General features: G+C 72.7%; 15 protein-coding genes. 6 read left to right on the forward strand and 9 right to left on the reverse strand.

Annotated elements, in window-relative coordinates; all coding sequences use genetic code 11:
* Positions 1-32 precede the first annotated feature (32 nt).
* From OG937_18570 to OG937_18585, 4 genes are all read left to right on the forward strand, one after another.
* The gene (locus OG937_18570; protein WUD78807.1) at positions 33-1,532 is read left to right on the forward strand and encodes a HAMP domain-containing histidine kinase; all 1,500 of its coding nucleotides are present in this window, start codon (positions 33-35) and stop codon (positions 1,530-1,532) included.
* On the forward strand, positions 1,529-2,191 hold the full coding sequence (locus tag OG937_18575) for a hypothetical protein (protein WUD73542.1): 663 nt from the start codon (positions 1,529-1,531) through the stop codon (positions 2,189-2,191). The genes OG937_18570 and OG937_18575 overlap by 4 nt, the downstream gene beginning before the upstream one ends.
* Positions 2,192-2,244: 53 nt before the next feature.
* On the forward strand, positions 2,245-2,733 hold the full coding sequence (locus tag OG937_18580; protein ID WUD73543.1) for a VanZ family protein: 489 nt from the start codon (positions 2,245-2,247) through the stop codon (positions 2,731-2,733).
* 84 nt (positions 2,734-2,817) lie between these two features.
* Positions 2,818-3,018 (forward strand): PspC domain-containing protein, encoded by a 201-nt coding sequence (locus OG937_18585; GenBank protein WUD73544.1) that lies wholly within the window; start codon positions 2,818-2,820, stop codon positions 3,016-3,018.
* A 76-nt stretch (positions 3,019-3,094) separates the two neighbouring features.
* Here the strand turns inward: OG937_18585 and OG937_18590 are convergent, their stop codons facing one another.
* Both OG937_18590 and OG937_18595 read right to left on the reverse strand, forming a co-directional pair.
* Positions 3,095-3,424 (reverse strand): hypothetical protein, encoded by a 330-nt coding sequence (locus OG937_18590; protein ID WUD73545.1) that lies wholly within the window; start codon positions 3,422-3,424, stop codon positions 3,095-3,097.
* 166 nt (positions 3,425-3,590) lie between these two features.
* On the reverse strand, positions 3,591-4,784 hold the full coding sequence (locus tag OG937_18595; protein WUD73546.1) for an adenosine deaminase: 1,194 nt from the start codon (positions 4,782-4,784) through the stop codon (positions 3,591-3,593).
* 101 nt (positions 4,785-4,885) lie between these two features.
* On the opposite strand from OG937_18595, the gene OG937_18600 reads away from it, so the two are divergent.
* A complete protein-coding gene (locus OG937_18600; GenBank protein WUD73547.1) occupies positions 4,886-5,671 on the forward strand; it encodes an alpha/beta hydrolase in 786 nt (261 codons plus the stop codon).
* A gap of 23 nt (positions 5,672-5,694) precedes the next feature.
* On the opposite strand, the gene OG937_18605 is transcribed toward OG937_18600, so the two are convergent.
* Both OG937_18605 and OG937_18610 read right to left on the reverse strand, forming a co-directional pair.
* Positions 5,695-6,540: an aminoglycoside phosphotransferase gene (locus tag OG937_18605; protein ID WUD73548.1), complete on the reverse strand. Its 846-nt coding sequence runs from the start codon at positions 6,538-6,540 to the stop codon at positions 5,695-5,697.
* A gap of 58 nt (positions 6,541-6,598) precedes the next feature.
* Positions 6,599-7,579 (reverse strand): LysR family transcriptional regulator, encoded by a 981-nt coding sequence (locus tag OG937_18610; GenBank protein WUD73549.1) that lies wholly within the window; start codon positions 7,577-7,579, stop codon positions 6,599-6,601.
* Between the two features lie 63 nt (positions 7,580-7,642).
* Between OG937_18610 and OG937_18615 the strand changes: the two genes are divergently transcribed.
* A complete protein-coding gene (locus OG937_18615) occupies positions 7,643-8,929 on the forward strand; it encodes an MFS transporter (GenBank protein WUD73550.1) in 1,287 nt (428 codons plus the stop codon).
* Between the two features lie 69 nt (positions 8,930-8,998).
* On the opposite strand, the gene OG937_18620 is transcribed toward OG937_18615, so the two are convergent.
* The 5 genes from OG937_18620 to OG937_18640 are packed head-to-tail and all read right to left on the reverse strand — an operon-like array spanning position 8,999 to position 14,659.
* Positions 8,999-10,276, reverse strand: a complete 1,278-nt coding sequence (locus tag OG937_18620) for a thymidine phosphorylase (protein ID WUD73551.1) — start codon at positions 10,274-10,276, stop codon at positions 8,999-9,001.
* Between the two features lie 15 nt (positions 10,277-10,291).
* The gene (locus tag OG937_18625; GenBank protein WUD73552.1) at positions 10,292-10,714 is read right to left on the reverse strand and encodes a cytidine deaminase; all 423 of its coding nucleotides are present in this window, start codon (positions 10,712-10,714) and stop codon (positions 10,292-10,294) included.
* Positions 10,711-12,000, reverse strand: coding sequence for an ABC transporter permease (locus OG937_18630; GenBank protein ID WUD73553.1), 1,290 nt, complete (start codon positions 11,998-12,000; stop codon positions 10,711-10,713). The genes OG937_18625 and OG937_18630 overlap by 4 nt, the downstream gene beginning before the upstream one ends.
* Positions 11,997-13,112 (reverse strand): ABC transporter permease, encoded by a 1,116-nt coding sequence (locus OG937_18635; GenBank protein ID WUD73554.1) that lies wholly within the window; start codon positions 13,110-13,112, stop codon positions 11,997-11,999. The genes OG937_18630 and OG937_18635 overlap by 4 nt, the downstream gene beginning before the upstream one ends.
* Entirely contained in the window at positions 13,109-14,659 is a 1,551-nt protein-coding gene (locus OG937_18640; GenBank protein ID WUD73555.1) for an ABC transporter ATP-binding protein, read from the reverse strand. The genes OG937_18635 and OG937_18640 overlap by 4 nt, the downstream gene beginning before the upstream one ends.
* Positions 14,660-14,680 lie beyond the last annotated feature (21 nt).

Genomic DNA, 14,680 nt, shown 5'->3' on the forward strand with positions numbered 1-14,680 from the left:
ACACGACCGGTGACAACACGACGGATCAGCGGCTGAGCGGCTGGAGATCACGGCTGCTGCGGCTCACCAGCCTGCGGCTGCGCCTGGTCGCCGTCTTCGCCGCCGTGGCGCTGGCGGCCGCCGTGTCCGCCTCCGGAATCGCCTACTGGCTCAACCGTGACGCCGTGCTGACCCGCGCCCAGAACGCCGCGCTCAACGACTTCCGCGCCTCGATGACCCGCAACGCGGGCTCGCTGCCGCGGCACCCGTCCTGCGACAAACTGGCGGACGCCGCGCGCAGCATCGGCACCAGCACGCAGACCTACCAGGTGCTGCTGATCGGCACCGGCCCGGACGGCGAGCGCTGCGCGACCAAGTCGCAGAGCGACGGCTTCTCGCTGGACGCCGTCCCCGCGACGCTGCGCAAGGCCGTCAGCAAGCGCAACCCCAAGGAGGGCGACCCCGCCGAGTACCACCTGTACTGGCAGCGGGTCACCCGCAACGGACAGCCGTACCTGGTGGGCGGGGCCAAGGTGATCGGCGGCGGGCCCACCGGCTACATGTTCAAGTCGCTGGAGGCCGAGCGGAAGGACCTCAACTCGCTGGCCTGGTCGCTCGGCATCGCCACCGCCCTCGCCCTGATCGGTGCGGCGCTGCTGGCCCAGGCCGCGGCCTCCACCGTGCTGCGGCCCGTGGCACGTCTCGGCGACGCCGCCAGGAGGCTCGGCGAGGGCAAGCTCGACACCCGGCTGCGGGTCACGGGCACCGACGAACTCGCCGAGCTGTCAAGGACGTTCAACCGCACCGCGGAGCGGCTGGAGCGACGCGTCGACGAGCTCAGCCAGCGTGAGGCGGCCAGCCGCCGCTTCGTCGCCGACATGTCGCACGAGCTGCGCACCCCGCTGACGGCGATCACCGCCGTGACCGAGGTGCTGGAGGACGAGGCGGACTCCCTCGACCCGATGATCGCCCCGGCGGTGCGGCTGGTGGTGAGCGAGACCAAGCGGCTGGGCGAGCTGGTGGAGAACCTGATGGAGGTCACCCGCTTCGACGCGGGCACCGCACGCCTGGTCATGGACGACGTCGACGTCTCCGACCTGGTCACCGCCTGCATCGACGCCCGTGCCTGGCTCGACGCGGTGGAGCTGGACGCGCCGCGCGGCATCATCGCGCTGCTCGACCCGCGCCGCATCGACGTGATCCTGGCCAACCTGATCGGCAACGCCCTCAAGCACGGCGGCTCGCCGGTCCGCGTCAAGGTGCGGCAGGACGGGGACGAGCTCGTCGTCGAGGTCGCCGACAACGGCCCCGGCATCCCGGAGGACGTGCTGCCGCACGTCTTCGACCGGTTCTTCAAGGCGGACGCCTCCCGGGCCCGTTCCGAGGGGAGCGGCCTGGGCCTGTCCATCGCCCTGGAGAACGCGCACATCCACGGCGGAGAGATCGCCGCGGCCAACAACCCCGGTGGCGGCGCGGTGTTCACGCTGCGCCTGCCGATGCGCACCGGGGCCGGCCAGGCGGCGGAGACCGAGGAAGGGAACGAGAGCAAGTGACGCAGCCGTCCCGGGGCGCCGCCCCGGACGCCCCGGGTCTCCCGTCCGCGGGTGCCGCCCGCCGTCGCCGGCGCGCCCCGCTCCTCATCCTGCTCGGCGTGGTCCTGCTGGCCGGCTGCGGCATCCGCACCACCTCGGTGCCAGTGGACGCCGGGCCCGCGCCCTCCCGTGTCTCCTGCGCGGTGCCGGACGAGGAGGCGAGCCCCACGGCGACGGCCTCCGCGTCGCCGCAGGGCCCGGCCGCCCGGGTGTTCCTGGTGTGCAGCGCCCAGGTGGCCGCGGTGAACCGCTCGGTGCGGACCGGGGGCCTGGACCAGCTGGGCATGGCCGTGCTGCTCCTGCGCGAGCTGCAGCGCAAGCCGCGCGGCGGAGAGTCGTCGGCCGGCTTCACCACGGCCGTGCAGGGCGACCTGGCCGTGGAGGGACCGCGCCGCGACGACCCGCGCGGATCGCTCCGGCTCAGCGCCCCGCTGGGCGACCTGCCGCCGTTCGCGCTCGCCCAGGTGGTCTGCACGTACGCCGGTACGGCCGCGGGCTCCGGCAGCGGCGGGGTGCTCCTGGGCGGCTCCGACGACACCCCGGTGCGCCGCTTCACCTGCACCGGGGACCTGCGCACCGACCCCGAGGCGGCGGAAACCGCTGGAACCGCCGTGAAGTGACAGACGTCCTTCCAGGCGTGCGGCGCGACGGCTCTCTCCCGAAAGTGCGCGCGGTGGGCCTGGTACTCGCCGCGGTTCATCTGGCTCTGGTGGGGTGGCTGATGCTGCGTCCGCAGTACGTGCCCTGGGTGGACGCCCCCAACCTCCGTCCGTTCGCCTCCATCCGCTCCGACCTCGCCATGGGGCCCGCGGAGGCGGCCCGCCGGATCGGCGCGGGGCTGGCGCTGCTGGCCCCACTGGGCGTGCTGCTGCCGATGGCCGGCGGTCGGGTGCGGGTGTCGGCGCCGGGCTCGTTCGCCCGCACGGTCTTCGCGGGGCTGATGATCTCGCTGGCCCTGGAGTTCGTGCAGACCGGGGTGCCGGGCCAGATCTTCGACGTGGACGCCCTGCTGCTCAACACGGCGGGCGTCGCGCTGGCCCACCTCGCCGTGGTGCCCGCGGCCCGCATGTGGGTGCACCGCCGCAGCGTCCGCCGGGAGGACCGGCTGACCGGTGCTCAGGGGCGGACCCCGAGGATTCCCAGGGTCGGGATCGCACCGTAGAGCGACGATTCACGGCGGTATGCGCTCGTACGGTGATGTCATCGGCCGGAGAGACCGGCCTGGACTCCCGAAGGAGCACCCGCCATGTCCGCACTGGTCCGCCCCCGTCACGGCCGGATGATCGCCGGGGTCTGCGCCGGACTCGCAGACCGGTTCGGCACCTCCGCCACCACGATGCGTGTGATCTTCCTGCTGTCGTGCCTGCTGCCCGGGCCGCAGTTCCTGCTCTACCTCGCGCTGTGGCTGCTGCTGCCGGACGAGGGGCGTGCGAAGACCGCCGTGTGACGCCACGGGCCCCGGAACACCTGCGGGCCGCACCCCCGAGGGGGCGCGGCCCGTCCGGCGTTCGTCCGGGTGGTGCTCAGCCGCCGATCGGCAGGCCCTGCAGCGGCAGCTGACCCAGCGGCAACTGGCCGCCGACGGGGAGGCCGCCGAGCAGGGTGCTCAGGCCCGTGGGGGCGTTCTGCACGCCGGGGACGATGTTGGCGGTCTTCGGCAGGCCGCTGGTCACGGCTCCGACCGGGACCGACTTCGCCACGTCGGCGACCGGCACGGAGACCGGCAGGGCCGAGGCGTTCGGCAGGCCGAGGTTGGTGTCCGTCGGAGCGGCGGAGGCGACGCCCGCGGCGGCCCCGACGAAGGCCACGCCCAGCGCGGCGGCACCGAGAGTCTTGACGGTTCCGGTCTTCATGGTTGCGATCCTCGTGATGGGGGATGGTGCGTCCGCCGCGGCACACACGGAACGTGTTCGCGGGATTTCGGAACGTATCGACGGGACGCGGGGCGGTGCAAGCGGCCGCACGCGGCCGCACGCGGCCGGGGCCGCCCCGCCGCCGCACGGCGGGACGGCCCGGCTCTCATCCCTCTTCCGGCGAGGAATCGCTGGCCACGGCGGTGGCGGCGGCCGTCTGGCGGAACAGCCACTCGGCCTTCAGCTCCGAGTATCCGGGCTTGATCACGTCATTGATCATCGCGAGACGTTCATCGAAAGGGATGAATGCGGACTTCATCGCGTTGACCGTGAACCACTGCATGTCGTCGAGCGTGTAGCCGAAGGCGGCCACCAGTTCGGCGAACTCGCGGCTCATGCTCGTGCCGCTCATCAGGCGGTTGTCGGTGTTGACCGTGACCCGGAAGTGCAGCCGGCGCAGCAGCCCGATGGGATGTTCCGCGTACGAGGCGGCCGCGCCGGTCTGCAGGTTGGAGGTGGGGCACATCTCCAGGGGGATGCGCTTGTCGCGCACGTAGTTGGCGAGCCGCCCGAGGGAGACCGTGCCGTCGTCCGCGACCTCGATGTCGTCGATGATGCGCACGCCGTGCCCGAGCCGGTCGGCGCCGCACCACTGCAGGGCCTGCCAGATCGAGGGCAGGCCGAAGGCCTCGCCGGCGTGGATGGTGAAGTGGAAGTTCTCCCGCTGGAGGTACTCGAAGGCGTCGAGGTGGCGGGTGGGCGGAAAGCCGGCCTCGGCGCCCGCGATGTCGAAGCCGACGACGCCCCGGTCGCGGTAGCGGATGGCGAGTTCGGCGATCTCCTGCGAGCGGGCGGCGTGCCGCATCGCGGTGAGCAGGGCGCCCACCCGGATCCGCCCGCCCGCCTCGCGGGCCCGCCGTTCGCCTTCCCGGAAGCCCTCGTTGACGGCCTCCACGACCTCGTCGAGGGAGAGCCCGCGTTCGACGTGGAGCTCGGGGGCGTAGCGCACCTCGGCGTAGACGACGCCGTCCGCGGCGAGGTCCTCGGCGCACTCGGCGGCGACCCGGGTGAGCGCCTCGCGGCTCTGCATGACGCCGACCGTGTGCGAGAACGTCTCCAGGTAACGATCCAGCGAGCCGGAGTCGGCGGCCTCGCGGAACCAGGTGCCGAGCTTGTCCGGATCGGTCTCCGGCAGGCCGTCGTAGCCCGACGCGCGGGCGAGGTCGACGACGGTCCCGGGGCGGACGCCGCCGTCGAGGTGGTCGTGGAGCAGCACCTTGGGCGCACGGCGGATCTGCTCGGGCGTGGGGGTGGCCCCCGCAGCGCCCGCGGGGAAGGGGAGCGTGCTTGAGCTCGTCATTTCCGAAACATACCCCCTACGCGCGTAGAACTCTTGGATGATGCCGAATATTGACCTCCCGGCCAGGTCGTGCACACCTTCCCGTCTGCCATGGTTACGCCATGGCTTCGCAAGCTTTACCGGTGCGTGGTGCGCGGTTGGGGAAGAGAGTGACACCGGGTCTGAACCCGGCGGTACGGCGGGATACGGACGACGAGGCGGTCCGTGCCGCCGTGCTGGTGCTGCCCGGCGGGAGTGCGCTGAGCACCCGTCGGCGCTCCCCCGTGGCCGCCGCGGCGATGGTGCCGCTGGCCCGCCGGCTGGTGCGGGCAGCGGGCCGCGGAGAGGGCCTGGCCGTGCACGTCGTGCACTACCGCTTCCGCGGCTGGAACGGCGGTCACGCCCACCCGGCCGAGGACGCGCGGTGGGCGGTCGACGAGGTCGTCCGCCGCTACGGTGACGTACCGGTGTCGCTGGTCGGCATGGACATGGGCGGCCGCGCGGCGCTGCGCGCGGCGGGCCACCCGGCCGTCAACTCGGCGGTCGCCATAGCGCCGTGGCTGCCGGACGCGCCGGAGCCCGATCCGGTGAAGCAGCTGATAGGCCGCCACGTCCTGATCGTGCACGGCACGAACGACGACTCCACGCACCCCGACCTCTCCTACCGGCTGGCCGAACGGGTCAAGAAGGTCAACCGGGACGTGTGCCGGTTCGAGGTGCACACCGACGGCCATCTGCTCCACGACCACCGGGCCGAAGTCGCCTCCCTGACCGCCGACTTCGTCCTCGGCACCCTGCTGGGGCGGTCCTTCGCCCGCCCGGTCGCCGACGCGCTGGCCGCCCCTCCCCCGCTCGGCCTGCGCATGCCCCTGGCCTCGGGTTTCGGACGGTCGCCCCAACTGCGCTGAGCGCGGGGCGGCCGCCGCCGGGGTCACCCCCCGCGGACCCTCCGTTCGACGAGGTCGGCCACCCGGGTGAACCCGGCCATCTCGTCCTCGGGCAGGGCGGCGCCAGGACCGGCCGGCACGGCCGACGCGCCCAGGCGGAAGAGCAGGGCGCGCAGGAGCATCTGCGCGCCCTCGGCACCGGGGACCGCCGAGTCCACCAGACCGTGCCCGGCGCGGTGGTGGAGCAGGCCGTCGGCCACCACGATCGCGTCGGCGTACGCGACGGGCCGCCAGTACGGCGAGAAGTCGATGATCGCGGGGGCCCGGCCGACCGCGAAGAGGACGTTCCCCGTCAGGTCGCCGTGGATGAGCTGGTCCCGCGCGTCGACCGGTTCGCGGAGCCGTTCCATCCTGGTGACCAGCCGCCGGATCTCCGCCGGCGTCACCGCCGGCGCCTCCGCTGTCGGCTCGCCCCAGGCGAGGCGGTCGGCCACCGCCCACGGATGCCGGTGCGCGTCCAGGCGGCCGGGTCGCGGCACATCGCGCAGTGCCTCGTGGAAGGCCCTGCCCGCGGCCAGCAGGGCGCCCCATCTGCCGGCGGGACCGGGCTCACCCACCAGGAACTCGGTCGCCGACCATCCTTCGACGACGTGACCACCACCCACGGAGCGCAGGAATCGCGGTACCCGGAAGTCCCGGCGGCCCTGCAGACGTTCCATCAGCCCCGCGGCCCAGTCGGTCTCCGCGGCGTCGGCGCCCGGCTTCAGCACCGCGCCCGCCACCCGGACGCTGTGCCCCTGGCCTCCCGCGAGCGGCTCGGGCCGGCCGGAGAGCCCGAAGGCTTCCAGGACATGCGGGGGCGGCAGGGCAGGGTCGGTCGCAGGGGGCATGCCCCGTATCGTCCGGGACCGGCGGCACTGCGCGCATCCGCGTTCCGGGCCGGCGCCGTCAGCCGGGGAGGAGCTGACCGCGCCTGCCGAGCAGGAACTTCTTGAACGCGGCGACGGGGGCCGTGTCGGGGTGGCCGCCGAGCCAGGCCACGCCGATCTCCCGGACCGCGCGCGGGGCGGTGACGGTGAGCTCCACGACGCCGGGACGCGGCACGAGCGGGGGCGGCAGCAGGGCCACCCCGAGTCCGGCGGCGACCAGCCCGCGCAGGGTCTCGGCCTCCTCCCCCTCGAAGGCCACCCGCGGGGTGAAGCCCGCCTCCGCGCAGAGGGCGTCGGTGATGCGCCGCAGCCCGTAACCGGCTTCCAGGCTCACGAACAGCTCCCCCGACGCCTCCGCCAGGCGCACCCTGCGGCGGGAGGCGAGCCGGTGGTCGGCGGGGACGACCAGCCGCAGCCGCTGCTCGTCGAGGCGCCGGACGACCAGGTCGGGGGCGTCCGGCACCGGTGAGGTCAGGCAGAGGTCCAGATCGCCCGCGCGCAGCCCGGCGAGCATCGCCTCGCCGTAGTTCTGCACGAGCTGGAAGCGGATCCGCGGATGGTCGGCGCGGAAGGCCCGCAGCAGGGCCGGTACGGTCTCGGGGCCGAGCGTGTGGAGGAAGCCGAAGGCGACCCGTCCCGACTGCGGGTCGGCGTCGGCGCGTACGGACTCGGCCGAGCGCTCCACCTCGCCCAGCGCCCGCTCTACCGAGGCGAGGAAGCCGCGGCCCGCGGGCGTGAGCGAGACCGTACGGCCCTGACGCGCGAAGAGCGTGACGCCCAGGTCGAGTTCGAGCCGGACCATGGCCCGGCTGAGCGTGGACTGGGGCACCCCCAGCTCGCGCGCCGCGCGGGTGACGTGCTCGTGCCGCGCCACCGCGGCGAACTGGGCGAGCCTGGGGGCCAGGACCGCCGCCCAGGAGGTGCTGTCCAGCTCCGCCCGCGTGTCTGTTGCGTCACGGGACGGTGACAGCGACCCGGCTGACCTCGCTTCATGCGCCATGGGAACGATTATCGCCACTCCGTGCATTGGACGCATGAAACCGGCCCGGCCTAGCGTGAAGGCATGTCTCCCGCCGATACAGGGGCGTCCACCGTGACACGGTCGGGCGCCGCCGCCTCCGCCCCCTCAGCCGTCACACTGCGACCGGGTGAACCCGGCTACCGACGCGCCATCCTGGCCCTTTTCGCCGCGGGACTCGCCACCTTCGCCCTCCTCTACTCCACGCAGGCCCTGCTGCCGGCGCTCTCCACGGGCCTGTCCCTCAGCCCCGCCCAGGCCAGCCTCACCGTCTCGGCCACCACCGCCGCGCTGGCGCTGGCCCTGCTGCCGGTGAGCGCGCTGAGCGAGAAGTACGGCCGCACGGCCGTGATGACGGCGTCGGTCTTCAGCGCCTCGGCACTGGCCCTGGTCATCCCCTTCGCGCCGGACCTCACCACCCTGGTCGTCCTGCGCGCCGTGCAGGGCGTGGCCCTCGCCGGGCTCCCGGCGACCGCGATGGCGTACCTCGGCGAGGAGATCCACCCCAAGGCGGTCGCCTCCGCGATCGGCCTCTACGTCGCGGGCAACAGCATCGGCGGCATGAGCTCCCGGGTCCTCACCGGCGCCGTGGCGCAGGCCTTCGGCTGGCGCGCCGCGCTGTTCGCCGCCGGCGCCATGGCGGTGCTGTGCGCCGTCGCCTTCCGCCTGCTGATCCCCACCGCCCGCAACTTCCGTCCCGGCCCGGTCAGTCCCGCCGCCCTCTGGCGGACGGTGATCGGCCACCTGGGCACCCCGCTGCTGCGCCGGCTCTACCTGATCGGGCTGCTCTTCATGGCGGTCTTCGGCGCCGTCTACAACGTGCTGGGCTACCGGCTCGCCGCCGAGCCCTTCGGCCTGTCGCAGACCGCGATCGGCCTCATCTTCCTGGTCTACCTGGTCGGCACCGGCGCCTCCGCGGCCTCCGGCGTCCTGCACGCCCGCCTCGGGCGGCGCGGCGCCCTGTACGTCGCCGTGGTGCTGGCCGCCGGCGGGCTGCTGCTCACCCTCGCGGGCTCCCTCGCCGCCGTGCTGAGCGGACTGGTCCTCATCACGGCCGGCTTCTTCACCGGCCACTCCATCGCCTCCGGCGCGGTCAGCCGCACCGCCGCCACCGGCCGCGCCCAGGCCTCCGCGCTCTACCTGACCGCGTACTACGTCGGCAACAGCCTCGGCGGCACCCTGGGTGCCTCCGCCTTCCACACCGCCGGCTGGGGCGGCACCGTCGCCCTGTGCCTGGCCGCCGTCCTGGGCGTCGCGGGGATCACCGTGTACGCGACCCGGCGCGCGGTCGCGGACCGGCGGCTCGCCGTCCCGGCGGGACGCACGGTCTGACGGCCGTACGACACGGAACGGGACCGGTGGAAGTCCACCGGTCCCGTTCCGTGTCGCGGGCGGCCCCGCTCAGGCGATGCGGTCCAGCACGATCGGGGCCGGCGTGAACGCGGTGCCCGCCGGGGAGATCTCGACGCCGCCGGCGAGGGCCGCCAGCGCGTAGTCGAACTTCTCCGGGGTGTCGGTGTGCAGGGTCAGCAGGGGCTGGCCCTGCGTGACCGTGGCACCCGGCTTGGCGTGCAGCTCGACGCCCGCGCCGGCCTGCACCGGGTCCTCCTTGCGCGCCCGCCCGGCGCCGAGGCGCCAGGCGGCGACACCGACGGCGTAGGCGTCCAGGCCGGTGAGGACACCGGACCGCTCGGCCATGACGACGTGCTGCTCGCGCGCGACGGGCAGCGCCGCGTCCGGGTCGCCGCCCTGCGCGGCGACCATGCGGCGCCACACGTCCATGGCGGAGCCGTCGGCGAGCGCCTTGGCGGGGTCGGCGTCCTTCAGCCCCGCCGCGTCGAGCATCTCGCGCGCCAGGGCGACGGTCAGCTCGACCACGTCGGCCGGGCCCCCGCCCGCCAGCACCTCGACGGACTCGCGGACCTCCAGCGCGTTGCCCGCGGTCAGGCCGAGCGGGGTGGACATGTCGGTGAGCAGCGCCACGGTCTTCACGCCGTGGTCGGTGCCCAGCCCCACCATCGTGGAGGCCAGCTCCCGGGCCTGCTCCAGGTTCTTCATGAAGGCGCCGGAGCCGACCTTGACGTCCAGGACGAGCGATCCCGTGCCCTCGGCGATCTTCTTGGACATGATCGACGAGGCGATCAGCGGGATCGCCTCGACGGTGCCGGTGACGTCGCGCAGCGCGTACAGCTTCTTGTCGGCGGGGGCGAGGCCGTCGCCCGCGGCGCAGATGACGGCGCCGGTGTCGCCCAGGACCCGCAGCATCTCCTCGTTGGACAGCAGCGCCCGCCAGCCCGGGATGGACTCCAGCTTGTCCAGGGTGCCGCCGGTGTGGCCGAGGCCGCGGCCGGACAGCTGGGGGACGGCCGCGCCGCAGGCCGCGACCAGGGGTGCGAGCGGCAGCGTGATCTTGTCGCCGACGCCACCGGTGGAGTGCTTGTCGGCGGTCGGGCGGGGCAGCGAGGAGAAGTCCATGCGCTCGCCGCTGGCGATCATCGCAGCCGTCCAGCGCGCGATCTCGGACCGGTCCATGCCGTTGAGCAGGATCGCCATCGCGAGCGCGGACATCTGCTCGTCGGCGACCTCACCCTTGGTGTAGGCGTCGATGACCCAGTCGATCTGGTCGTCGCCGAGGCGGCCGCCGTCGCGCTTGGTGCGGATGACGGAAATGGCGTCCATGGTTCACGTACCTTCTTAGCGGTTGGTCAGGTCGTCCGGGCCGAACGCGTCGGGGAGGACGTCGCGCATCGTGCGGATGCCGTCGGACATCTCCACCAGCAGTTCGGGGCCGCCGTGCTCCCACAGCAGCTGACGGCAGCGGCCGCACGGCATCAGCTGGTCGCCCTTGCGGTCGACGCAGGTGAAGGCGACGAGCCGGCCGCCCCCGGTGGCGTGCAGGATCGACACCAGCCCGCACTCGGCGCACAGTCCGAGGCCGTAGCTGGCGTTCTCCACGTTGCACGCCGAGATGACCCGCCCGTCGTCCACCAGTGCGGCCACGCCGACGGGGAAGTGCGAGTAGGGGACGTAGGCCCGGGACATGGCGTCCCGGGCCTGCGCCCGCAGGCCTTCCCAGTCGACGTCGTCGACGCCGACCGGGCCCGCGGTGTCGCTCACTTGCCCTGACCCTTCCGGTACCTCATACCGTCAGCCTTGGGCATCCTCAGACGTTGTGCCGACAGGGAGAGCACCAGCAGGGTGACGACGTACGGGGTCGCTCCCACGAACTCGCCGGGCACCTCGTCGGTGAACAGGTACCAGCCCAGCACCGCCGCGCCGACGACCAGGCTGACGCCGCCCTGCCAGAAGCTGCGCTTCCACAGCTTCCAGGCCGCCAGCACCACCAGCAGGACCACCAGGAGCAGCAGCAGCGCGTGCACCGTCGGGCCGCCGTTGCGCAGCTGGAGCGCGTCGGAGTAGCCGAACAGTCCGGCGCCGGTGGCGAGGCCGCCGACGCGCCAGTTGCCGAAGATCATCGCGGCGAGGCCGATGTAACCGCGGCCGCCGGTCTGGCCCTCGAGGTAGATGTGCGCGGGGACCATCGCCAGGAAGGCGCCGCCGAGGCCGGCGAGACCGCCGGAGGTGATCACGGCGATGTACTTGTACAGGTACACGTTGACGCCGAGAGACTCGGCCGCGACCGGGTTCTCACCGCAGGACCGCAGCCGCAGACCGAACGGGCTGCGCCACAGCAGGAAGAAGCTGCCGACGAAGAGCAGCACCGCGACGACCGTCAGCGCGGAGACGTCGGTGACCAGGCCGCCGAGCACGCCGGCGAGGTCCGAGACGAAGAACCAGCCGTGCTTCTCGATGCTCGCCAGCCCGTCGGACAGCCCGGGGATGTCGAACGACGGCAGGGCGTCGACCGGTGGGGACTGCTTGGGGTTGCCGCCCTTGGTGGCCGCGTCGCCGGTGGAGAACCACAGCTTGGCGAGGTACTGGGTGGCACCGAGCGCCAGGATGTTGATGGCCACACCCGAGATGATGTGGTCGACGCCGAAGGTGACGGTGGCGACCGCGTGGATCAGACCGCCGAGCGCACCGCCGACGACTCCGGCGAGGACGCCCAGCCACGGGTTGGTCTGCCAGCCGGCCCAGGCACCGAAGAAGGTGCCGAGGATCATCATGCCCTCGAGGCCGATGTTGACCACGCCGGAACGCTCGGACCACAGACCGGCCAGACCGGCCAGGCCGATCGGCACGGCGAGGCCGAGTGCCGCGGTGATCTGGCCCTGGGCGGTGAGCTGGTCCTGACCGGTGATGATCCGCACCACCGACACCAGCGCGAGCGCGGCGGCGATGATCAGCAGGACCATCGGGAAGGAGAGGCGGCCCTTGCGGCCCTTGGCCCCTGCGGCCTTGGGAGCCGCGGGCGGCGGGGTCTGGGTCATCGTGGCGGTCACGCCGTCACCTCCTTCTTGGTGCGGGCCTGGGCGGCGAGTTCCTCGCCGACCTTCTGCTGCTGGCGCTTGAGGCCGTAACGCCGGACGACCTCGTAGGCGATGACGACGCTCAGGACGATGACGCCCTGCATGACGCCGACGATCTCCTTGTCGTAGCCGTCGAACTCCAGGCGGCCCGAGCCACGCTCCAGGAAGCCCCACAGCAGCGCGGCCAGCGCGACGCCGACCGGGTTGTTGCGGCCCAGCAGGGCCACCGAGATGCCGGTGAAGCCGATGCCGGCCGGGAAGAGGTCGGAGCCGTAGGCGTGGGCGTCGTTCAGCAGCAGCGGCATGCCGGTGAGACCGGCCAGACCGCCGGAGATCAGCATGCTGGTGATCACCATGCGCTTGACGCTGACGCCGCTCGCGGTGGCGGCGCTCTCGGACATGCCGACGCTGCGCAGGTCGAAGCCGAAGCGGGTACGGCCCAGCACGAACCAGTAGCCGATGCCGATGACCACGGCGAGCACGACGAAGCCGTAGATCTGGCCGATGTCCTCGCCCATGTCGAAGTTGAACAGGTGGCCGGAGGAGGGCAGCGGCGTGGTCGACACCGAGGTCTGCGCCTTGTCCAGGTGGCCGAGCCGGCCGTCCTTGAGCAGGTAGCCGACGATGTAGGTGGCGATCGAGTTCAGCATGATGGTCGCGATGACCTCGCTGACCCCGCGCGAGGTCTTCAGCAGGCCCGCGATACCGGCCCACATCGCGCCGACGATCATGGCGACCACGATGATCAGCGGAACCTGCAGGAAGCCCGGCAGCGTCACGGCGCCGCCGACGGCCGCGGCGAAGAAGGCGCCCAGGCGGTACTGGCCCTCGACACCGATGTTGAACAGGTTCATGCGGAAGCCGACGGCCACCGCGATGCCCGCGATGTAGTACGTGGTCGCCTTGTTGATGATCTCGACCTGGCTGTCGCTCTTGAAGCCGTAGTCGAACATCGTCCCGAAGGCGCCGAACGGCTCCTTGCCCGTGGCGAGCAGCACCAGCGCCGTGATCACGAACGCGGCCACGAGCGCCAGCACGGGGGCGGCGACGGCGAGGAGCACCCGCTCCTTGTCGATCTTCTTCATCGTTCCTCTCCCCCGTGGTCGGCGTCGCCGTCCTCGTGCTCCAGATGGCCGGCGGCCGCGCCGGTCATCGCGGAGCCCAGCTCCTCCGGGGTGATGGTGGCGGGGTCGGCGTCGGCGACCAGACGGCCGCGGTACATGACGCGCAGGGTGTCGGACAGGCCGATCAGCTCGTCCAGGTCGGCGGAGATCAGCAGGACGGCCAGGCCCTCGCGCCGGGCCTCGCGGATCTGGTCCCAGATCTGCGCCTGGGCACCGACGTCCACACCGCGGGTGGGGTGCGCGGCGATCAGCAGCTTGGGCCGGTGGCTCATCTCGCGGCCGACGATCAGCTTCTGCTGGTTGCCGCCGGACAGGGACGCGGCGGTCACCTCGATGCCGGGGGTGCGGACGTCGTACTCGCGCACGATCCGCTCGGTGTCGCGGCGGGCCGCGGCCGGGTCGAGGAAGCCGCCCTTGCTGTTGGGGCGCTCCGTGACGTGGCCCAGGATGCGGTTCTCCCAGAGCGGGGCCTCCAGCAGCAGGCCGTGCCGGTGCCGGTCCTCGGGGATGTAGCCGATGCCGCCCTCGCGGCGCTTGCGCGTCGGGCGGTGGGTGATCTCGTCGCCGTCGAGGCCGATCCGGCCCGCGTCGGGCGGCAGGATGCCCATGATCGCCTCGACGAGCTCCGCCTGGCCGTTGCCCTCGACACCCGCGATGCCGAGGACCTCGCCCTTGTGGATGGTGAAGGAGATCTGGTCCAGGACGACGCGCTCGATGCCCTCCAGGTCGGTCTCCGACAGGTGCAGACCCTCGATGGTCAGCATCGGGACGTCGGTGACCGTGGACTCCCGGGTTTCGGGGGACGGCAGCTCGCTGCCGACCATCAGCTCCGCAAGCTGCTTCGGGGTCGTGGTCCGCGGGTCGGCGGAGCCGACCGTGGTGCCCCGGCGGATGACGGTGATCTCGTCGGCGACGGAGAGCACCTCGCCCAGCTTGTGGGAGATGAAGATGACGGTCAGGCCCTCGGCCTTGAGCTCGCGCAGGTTGTCGAAGAGCGCGTCGACCTCCTGCGGGACGAGGACCGCGGTCGGCTCGTCGAGGATCAGCGTACGGGCGCCGCGGAAGAGGACCTTCAGGATCTCGACGCGCTGACGGTCGGCGACACCGAGGTCCTCCACCAGGACGTCCGGGCGCACCCCGAGGCCGTAGGCGTCGGAGATCTCCTTGATCTTGGCCCGGGCCTTGCCGCCGATGCCGTACAGCTTCTCGCTGCCGAGGACGACGTTCTCGAGGACGGTGAGGTTGTCGGCGAGCATGAAGTGCTGGTGCACCATGCCGATGCCGCGGGCGATGGCGTCGCCCGGGTCGTGGAAGGTGACCCGCTCGCCGTCGATGGTGATCGTGCCCTCGTCCGGCTTCTGCATGCCGTAGAGGATCTTCATCAGGGTCGACTTGCCGGCGCCGTTCTCGCCCACGAGGGCGTGCACCGTGCCACGGCGAACCGTGATGTCGATGTCGTGGTTGGCCACGACGCCTGGGAATCGCTTGGTGATGCCGCGGAGCTCCACGGCATTCTGGCTGGGGGGGCT

Origin of the sequence: Streptomyces sp. NBC_00510, from assembly GCA_036013505.1 — a bacterium.
Classification (GTDB): domain Bacteria; phylum Actinomycetota; class Actinomycetes; order Streptomycetales; family Streptomycetaceae; genus Actinacidiphila.

Excerpts from the sequence above, each read along its gene's own strand:
- OG937_18585 (WUD73544.1), top strand. The coding sequence starts at position 2,818 with ATGTCCGCACTGGTCCGCCCCCGTCACGGCCGGATGATCGCCGGGGTC.
- OG937_18590 (WUD73545.1), bottom strand. The coding sequence starts at position 3,424 with ATGAAGACCGGAACCGTCAAGACTCTCGGTGCCGCCGCGCTGGGCGTG.
- OG937_18595 (WUD73546.1), bottom strand. The coding sequence starts at position 4,784 with ATGACGAGCTCAAGCACGCTCCCCTTCCCCGCGGGCGCTGCGGGGGCC.
- OG937_18600 (WUD73547.1), top strand. The coding sequence starts at position 4,886 with ATGGCTTCGCAAGCTTTACCGGTGCGTGGTGCGCGGTTGGGGAAGAGA.
- OG937_18605 (WUD73548.1), bottom strand. The coding sequence starts at position 6,540 with ATGCCCCCTGCGACCGACCCTGCCCTGCCGCCCCCGCATGTCCTGGAA.
- OG937_18610 (WUD73549.1), bottom strand. The coding sequence starts at position 7,579 with ATGGCGCATGAAGCGAGGTCAGCCGGGTCGCTGTCACCGTCCCGTGAC.
- OG937_18615 (WUD73550.1), top strand. The coding sequence starts at position 7,643 with ATGTCTCCCGCCGATACAGGGGCGTCCACCGTGACACGGTCGGGCGCC.
- OG937_18620 (WUD73551.1), bottom strand. The coding sequence starts at position 10,276 with ATGGACGCCATTTCCGTCATCCGCACCAAGCGCGACGGCGGCCGCCTC.
- OG937_18635 (WUD73554.1), bottom strand. The coding sequence starts at position 13,112 with ATGAAGAAGATCGACAAGGAGCGGGTGCTCCTCGCCGTCGCCGCCCCC.